Source organism: Loktanella agnita (assembly GCF_046640325.1).
Classification (GTDB): Bacteria; Pseudomonadota; Alphaproteobacteria; order Rhodobacterales; family Rhodobacteraceae; genus Yoonia; species Yoonia agnita.
This window is the reverse complement of sequence record NZ_JBJMBF010000016.1, coordinates 87,415-94,086: the sequence shown is the minus strand read 5'-3', so window position 1 is coordinate 94,086 and position 6,672 is coordinate 87,415. Positions and strand designations below refer to the sequence as shown.

Annotated in this window: 8 protein-coding genes; 2 read left to right on the top strand and 6 right to left on the bottom strand. The window is 58.9% G+C overall.

The features are described 5' to 3' along the window. Window positions 1-164 precede the first annotated feature (164 nt). From ACJ5NV_RS16715 to ACJ5NV_RS16705, 3 genes are read right to left on the bottom strand one after another with little or no spacing between them, the layout of a single operon-like run. On the bottom strand, window positions 165-1,358 hold the full coding sequence (locus tag ACJ5NV_RS16715; RefSeq protein ID WP_411645525.1) for a thiolase family protein: 1,194 nt from the start codon (window positions 1,356-1,358) through the stop codon (window positions 165-167). Continuing rightward, a complete protein-coding gene (locus ACJ5NV_RS16710; protein ID WP_411645523.1) occupies window positions 1,345-2,856 on the bottom strand; it encodes a class I adenylate-forming enzyme family protein in 1,512 nt (503 codons plus the stop codon). Before ACJ5NV_RS16710 ends, ACJ5NV_RS16715 begins: the two co-directional genes overlap by 14 nt. Before the next feature lies 1 nt (window position 2,857). Further along, entirely contained in the window at window positions 2,858-3,061 is a 204-nt protein-coding gene (locus ACJ5NV_RS16705; protein WP_411645521.1) for a hypothetical protein, read from the bottom strand. Between ACJ5NV_RS16705 and ACJ5NV_RS16700 the strand changes: the two genes are divergently transcribed. After that, the gene (locus ACJ5NV_RS16700; protein ID WP_411645520.1) at window positions 3,060-3,485 is read left to right on the top strand and encodes an acyl-CoA thioesterase; all 426 of its coding nucleotides are present in this window, start codon (window positions 3,060-3,062) and stop codon (window positions 3,483-3,485) included. The two genes, ACJ5NV_RS16705 and ACJ5NV_RS16700, sit on opposite strands and share 2 nt — an antisense overlap. Before the next feature lie 77 nt (window positions 3,486-3,562). Here ACJ5NV_RS16700 and ACJ5NV_RS16695 read toward each other — a convergent pair whose 3' ends face one another. Genes ACJ5NV_RS16695 through ACJ5NV_RS16685 form a run of 3 tightly spaced genes read right to left on the bottom strand, consistent with a single transcriptional unit; the run spans window position 3,563 to window position 5,399 of the window. Next, on the bottom strand, window positions 3,563-4,099 hold the full coding sequence (locus ACJ5NV_RS16695; protein ID WP_411645518.1) for a biotin transporter BioY: 537 nt from the start codon (window positions 4,097-4,099) through the stop codon (window positions 3,563-3,565). 30 nt (window positions 4,100-4,129) lie between these two features. Further along, entirely contained in the window at window positions 4,130-4,726 is a 597-nt protein-coding gene (locus ACJ5NV_RS16690; protein WP_411645517.1) for an energy-coupling factor transporter transmembrane component T family protein, read from the bottom strand. Continuing rightward, window positions 4,719-5,399: an energy-coupling factor ABC transporter ATP-binding protein gene (locus ACJ5NV_RS16685; protein ID WP_411645515.1), complete on the bottom strand. Its 681-nt coding sequence runs from the start codon at window positions 5,397-5,399 to the stop codon at window positions 4,719-4,721. Before ACJ5NV_RS16685 ends, ACJ5NV_RS16690 begins: the two co-directional genes overlap by 8 nt. 292 nt (window positions 5,400-5,691) lie before the next feature. Here ACJ5NV_RS16685 and ACJ5NV_RS16680 point away from each other — a divergent pair, with 292 nt between their 5' ends. Then, window positions 5,692-6,666, top strand: a complete 975-nt coding sequence (locus ACJ5NV_RS16680) for a zinc-dependent alcohol dehydrogenase family protein (protein ID WP_411645513.1) — start codon at window positions 5,692-5,694, stop codon at window positions 6,664-6,666. The last annotated feature ends 6 nt before the right edge of the window (window positions 6,667-6,672 follow it).

The following is a 6,672-nucleotide window of genomic DNA, read 5'->3' as shown; positions in this document are numbered from 1 at the left end:
CCTTTTCTCAGACGAAGAGTGCTACAACTACTTCAAGGCCGCAGGATATGAGGGCCATTGAGTGCAACATGCTCTAGCTGTCGCTGATATCAACGATGCGGATTTCGAACTGTACACCGCGTCAAGGACGCTCGATCAAGACGCTCTTGAAAGGGGACTGCAGGTCACAAAAAACGCACATATCTGAACGCACCCGTCAGCCCCATACCGCCGCCGATGCCCATCGTCGCGAAGGCGAGATCCCCATCGCTGCCAGATTTCAGGAATTGGTAAAATATCCGGGTGACCAGGATCGCGCCGGAGGCCCCGAACGGATGCCCTAGCGCAAGCGCCCCGCCATCTTTGTTCACCCGCGTTTCTTCAATGCCGAGTTCATCGAGTGAGGCAAGCACCTGTGCGGCGAAAGCTTCGTTGAATTCGACAAGCTTCACATCAGCAAGGCGCAGATCGGGTTGCCGCTTCAAAAGCTTGCGCGTTGCGGGGACCGGACCAATACCGAGATAGGACGGGTCGACCCCGGCGCTGGCGCCCCCCGCAAAGAGTAACGCCGCGCTGGCCCCAAGCTGCTGTGCTCGCGCGAGACTGGTAACCACAACGACTGCCGCGCCGTCATTCAACGGACAGGCATTGCCTGCCGTCACTGTGCCACCATCAACAAAAACCGGCGACAACCGGGCCAGTTTTTCCTCTGACGTATCCGCGCGGGGGCATTGGTCGTGGGTGACCATGCTGCCGTCGCCCGTCCCGATTGGCACGATTTCCGCCGTAAAGACCCCGCCTTGCTGCGCGCGCACGGCCCTGCGGTGGCTGCGCAGTGCAAAACCATCCTGACGCTCGCGCGTGATCCCGTATCGGGTGGCAACGTTTTCTGCAGCGACCCCCATATCGGGATCGCCGATCTCTTCTGGTGCGAACTTGGCGCGACCGAAAAAAGCGGGCAATTCGCCTAGATGCCGGGGCCGTGCGACGCGCCAAGGTGCCCGGCTGGTGCTTTCAACGCCCCCGGCCAGAAACAGCTCCCCGGCCCCAGCCGTGACCAGATGGCAGGCAGTAATAATGGCATCAAGGCCAGAGCCGCACTGCCGGTCAACGGTGACGCCGGGCACGCTGACCGGAAGGCCTGCTGCCAGAGCGGCGAGCCGCGCGATATTGCCGCCGCCGCCTGTCGCATTGCCCAAGATCACATCATCGACCATTTCAGGCATGGCCCCGCTATCCACCAGCGCTTGTTGGATAATCGGGGCGGCGAGATCCTGCGGTTCCACCGTCGACAAGGCACCGAAGGCCCGCCCAATCGGGCTGCGCCGTGCGGCGATGATAACGGGTTGCCGATCTTCGGGCAGGTCAGAGTGGCGCAAGTTGTTCATCCTCTTGCATGATCCAATGAGTAAGCTGCCCCGTCGCGATCTTGCCGCTGCTAGTCATGGGCCATTCGCTCGTGATCAAAAACCGGCGCGGCACTTTGTATTTCTGCAGCTGCGCCCTGCAATGGTCCCTTAGGTCCGCGAGTGTTGGCTGCGGGCCCTCTTCTTCCCACTCCAACACCGCAACAAGCGTTTGGCCCAGTGCGGCATCGGGAATCCCCACAACACAAGCTTGCTTGACTGCAGAATGGCGTTGCAGGCAGGTCATAACCTCATCCGGGTAGATGTTGTTTCCGCCCGAAATCACCATACCGCCCGCACGGCTCACAAGATGCAGGCAGCCATCTTCATCAATCCGCCCGATGTCGCCCACGCTGCCCCAATCGCCGTCGCGCTGCAGACCGAGCGTATCATCCTGCCAAAGGTAGCTATCGATCATTAGCGCGCTCCGGACCCAGACCGTGCCGGCTCCGTCTGTGCAACTCCTCAGCGTAATGTCCACCCCCGGAAAGGGATACCCGACACCTGCACTGCCCGGCGTGTCCTCTGCGGCACCGGGATCATGGGACACGGTGGTCACAAAGCCTAATTCGGATGCGCCGTAATATTCCGTCACACGCGCCTGTTGCGCGATCCCCCCGATCCGGCGCAGCAGGTTATCCTCCAGTTTTGCCCCTGCGGTCGTGATCTGTCTAAGGCTGCGAAGCGCCTCGGAATGACGGCAAAGCGCATCAAGTACTGAGGGCACGCAGACAAGCCGCGCAAGCTGATTTTCGGCAATCACCGCAGCGCATTCAGCCGCGTTGAATTTCTCAGGCGCATAAAATGTCGCCCCGGCCTCTAGCGTTTCGGCAAAGGCGTAAAGCGATAGCCCATGTGCCAATGGACCCGGCGACAATGTGTGCAGATTTGGCCCCGTTTCGAAATGCGCGCGACCGGCGGCGAAAGAGGTGCGCCAGCTGTGTCGCTGCCGCAGGAACGCCTTGGGCCGTGATGTGGTGCCAGAGGTGAAGGCGACAAGGAACGGCGCATCATCGCATGCTTCTATGAGTGGTGTTGTAGGGATGTCCGCAATCAGCCGGTCCAGATCGACATCACCTTCAGTGCGCATAACGGAAAATGCACGCCCCTCAAATGGTGCTGTCCCCTGCCCCGCAACGAAAAGGATATCGGGTGAAAGCTGATCCAGCATGGCCCCCAATTGGTCGCTTGGCAGCAGCGGGTCGAGCAGTATGATGCAGCATTCCCCTGCCAGCGCTGCGGCCAGAAACTCTGTAATCATCGGGTGGTTGCCCATGATAACCGCAAAGACCGGTACGTCGCGCAGTGCCTTTTGGCTGCGCGGGACGCGAGGCAGCGCACTGATATAGCGGCTCAACCGGCTTGCGCGAGAGGTCAGCGCGCCATAGCTGACGGCCCGCCCGCCGATGACAGCCGCGCAGGCGTCGGGGCGTTCTCTGCCGTGACGGCTGAGTGCTGCGGATAGTGGCATGTTAATTCCCTTGCGCCTGTAGCGCTGCTTTGTTGCACATTTTGATGGTGCTTATCCCGGCAACAGCCAGACTTACGACCATCATCGCAGCAAAGCCAGAAACGTCAAACAGGCGGTTGAGCACAGTCGCCCGCGCACCCAGCTGTTGCGGGCATCTGGTCGGCGCGATATGCCCCAGCAAAGCCTTGCAGAAAGCCGTCATCATGGATCGCCATTATTGCATCACCGTGCCGTTTCGGGATATCGACATGCACGGGCATATGCATAACGCCGCCTATGTCAGCCATTTTGAGGCCGCAATCGGGCATTTCTTTCGGGTTGAACGGCTCTCAGGACATTTCGCCCCGGGTGGCGCCTATGTATTCCATGTCCGCAAGGTAGAGGTGCAGTTTCATGCGCCAACCCGATATGACGACATAGTGAAAATCTCCTGTTCTATCAGCCGCTTGGGCCGGTCCAGCCTTGGCTTTGCGTTGCAAATGGCAGGTGAGGACGGCGCGTTGCGTGCCACTGCGGATATCGTCTGGATCTGCGTGGCGCGCGGGGCCTCCGCCCCCAGCCCCATTCCCTATGATTTGCGCGCGCTGCTTGAGCCGTATCTGATTGCAAAAGACCCTGACGCTGAATAAAGCTGCGATTGTTCCGCGCAAATCCTTGCCACGTGCACGCGGCAAGGCATCAAGCTTGAATGGGACCTGCCCGGCGCTTAAAGCCCCGGATAAGCGCGCCGCACCCCGCGCGCAATTAAGGCAGCGACCACTACTTTGACGATATCACCGGGGATGAACCCGGCGGAGCCGGTAAAGGCTTGCACAAACGTCAGTTCAGCACTGAAGGCAACCCACGGCACACCAATCAGATAGACAACACCCACCCCGCCAAGCGCGATATAGAGCAGTGACAAGGCAAAAGGCGTCTCACCCTGGTGCCGCTCAAACAACCAGCCGATTAGGAAGGCGGCGATGGGCCATGACAGGATGAAGCCCCCTGAAGGTCCCAGGAATATGCCAAACCCGCCACGGCCACCGGCCAAAAGCGGCAGACCAATAGCCACGAGTATCACAAAAAGCAAAAGCGCATAGCCGCCCCGCTTGGACCCGGCAAGTGCACCTGCAAGCATGACGCCCATAGACTGGGCCGTGATCGGCACGCCCACAGCCGGCAGTGTCAAGGGCGGAAACAGCCCGAGCGCCGCCGTCAACGCGGCGAAAAGCGCAACATAAACAATATCTTTGGTATTCATTGGGTCCACTCCAACTTTGTTCTTCTGCGCCTACGGGCTGTAGCCGCGCGTTTCAATGGCTTCTGCGATTTCGTCCGACATGCGCAAGGTGCGGATCACCACCGGTATGGCGACGGCAATGATACTGCGGTCAAGACCGCGTACCTTTTGCGCCTCGCGCACCTCGCTGGTGATCTTAGCCAGAACCGGGATAAAGCGCAGCGCGAGCGACAACGCAAGGCTGACTTTTGCCGGGTTGATGCCCACATACTTTAGCACCCAAAACCCCCGCTCCATCCCATCCACCATGTCGGACACCCGCGTGGTCAATGTTAAAAGGCCCGCTAATAGCAGCAGCCCAGCAAATCGGGCCACCACAAATACTCCGGTAAGCCAGCCGTTAATCAGCCCCTGCGCAATCAGGATCGCGATCAAAATCCAAAGTGCAGGCCGCAGCTGCCGCCAAGCGCTGATCAGCGGCAGACCGGCCAATGGGTAAAGTGCAAGGGTCGCCAAGAGGAACGCGATGATGATGAACAATTCGCCCACAAGAAAGATCAATGTTCCCAACACAGCAAGCAGCAGTACCTTCAGCCCGGCAGGCATCCGGTGTAGAAAGGAATTGCCCAGACGATAAAGGTCAAACACCCTGCATCGCCTCTTTGTAGTGTTTCAACGCGACCGCAGGGATATCATCGGCGATGATCCGTTGGTCGCCAAAAACAAGCACACGGTCAAAATCGGTCAGCAGATCAAGATCATGGGTCACCACAATTGCGGTCTGCTCAAGCGCGGCAATCGCGCGGGAGACGCGGATTTTGTTGCGCAAATCCAAAAGCGTGGTCGGTTCGTCAAAGACGATATACTCCGGTTCCATCACCAGCACGCCCGAAATGGCCAAAAGCTGTTTCTGTCCACCACTAAGAAAATGCGACGGATGGGTGCGGTGATCAAGCAAATCATAGCGAGCCAGCACCTCTTCGGTATTGCGGGCTATCGTCGCCTTGTCCATCCCAAGGTTTTTCATGCCAAAAGCGATATCTTCTTCGACGATGGGAAAAACGATCTGATTGTCGGGGTTCTGAAATACGAACCCGACCTTACGGCGTAGTTTCTTGCCCTCGGTCCGAGTATCAAGACCGTCAACTGTCACTTGCCCTTCGGTCGGGGCAAGCAGCCCGTTCAACAGGCGCGCAAAGGTACTTTTGCCACTGCCATTGCTGCCGACAATCCCAATACGGCGTTCTGTCAGTTGTAAGTTAATATCGTCCAGAATGGTTTTTTCTTGGTAAGAGACTTTGACTGACTTGAAATTAATCAACTACTAATCCCTCTATAATTGTGCCGCAGCCCATGTGACGAGTTGCTAGGTCGCATGCCGGAAGGTGTCAACTTGTAAGTCCTTTGTGCGCTGCGTGAACTGTGCACAAATCAACATGCGCGCCAATTGCTGAGGCAAGACTTCATCGGTCCCGGAATGGTTCGCAAAGGATGCAAATCATTGCCTGTCGCCGCCAGTATGCCAATCCTTCCTCGAACCGCACCAGAAGGTACCAATCGTGCTCGCCCGGCTTGCCATCACGCGGCACTTCTGCAATTTGCGGTGCCGGAATATGGGACATGATCATTTGGATAACTTGGCATTGCGCTATCACAAGTTCGGCGATCCGCGCGCGGTGCTGACGATGGATAGCAGCCAAACCGGCAGATGCGCGCCTGACATGCTGCGCGTGGCGATGCGCTATGCCCCGATCAACCCATCGGATTTGATCCCGATCACCGGCGCGTATCGTCACCTGATATTGCCCCCGATGACAGCCGGATACGAAGGCTTCGGGACGGTTGTGTCTGCCCCTGCAACTTTGGCCGAAATGATCGGGCGCCGCGTGCTCCCGCTGCGTGGGTCGGGCACATGGCAGCGCTACGTGGATTGCGATCCACATCTCGCGGTGCCGGTACCCGATGACATCCCCGACACATTGGCGGCACGCGCCTATATCAACCCGGTCTCGGCCTATCACATGCTGCGGCTCTGTCCGGTCGCGGGCAAGCATGTGATCATCACAGGCGCTGGGTCATTCATCGCGGCACTGCTGGCGCAATGGGCGCAGGCAAGGGGAGCGACGCGAGTGACAGGTATCTATCGCACTGCTGTCAGGCGGGACTGGCTCGCATCGCTTGGGGTGGACCCCCTCGCCGAGAACGATATGGCAGCGATCAAGGCCACCGCAAAAAACGCCGATATTGCTTTCGATGCGGTTGGCGGCCCTGTTGGGGCAGCCGTGCTGGGCAACATGCCACTTGGCGCAGAATTCGTAAGCTACGGACTGCTGTCGGGTCAGCCGCTCTTCCCGCCTGCGGGCACAGTAGCCGCCTATCGGCGGTTCCACCTGCGCGACGTGCTGCGGGATCAGTCGACGGCAGAGTGGCAAGCAGGGTTTCGACAGATCTGGCCACAGCTCCGCATCGCCCAGTTACCCGGAACAGAGGTGTTTCCGCTTGCGCAATGGCACGATGCGCTGGACATGTTCGAAACACCGGGCCGCGCGTTCAAACCGCTGCTTGACCTTGGTGACACGCCCACCTGACGGCCA

Bases quoted from the DNA above. Each gene is read 5' to 3' on its own strand.
- ACJ5NV_RS16710 (WP_411645523.1), bottom strand. From the start codon at position 2,856: ATGCCACTATCCGCAGCACTCAGCCGTCACGGCAGAGAACGCCCCGAC.
- ACJ5NV_RS16700 (WP_411645520.1), top strand. From the start codon at position 3,060: ATGGATCGCCATTATTGCATCACCGTGCCGTTTCGGGATATCGACATG.
- ACJ5NV_RS16705 (WP_411645521.1), bottom strand. From the start codon at position 3,061: ATGATGACGGCTTTCTGCAAGGCTTTGCTGGGGCATATCGCGCCGACC.
- ACJ5NV_RS16695 (WP_411645518.1), bottom strand. From the start codon at position 4,099: ATGAATACCAAAGATATTGTTTATGTTGCGCTTTTCGCCGCGTTGACG.
- ACJ5NV_RS16680 (WP_411645513.1), top strand. From the start codon at position 5,692: ATGGGACATGATCATTTGGATAACTTGGCATTGCGCTATCACAAGTTC.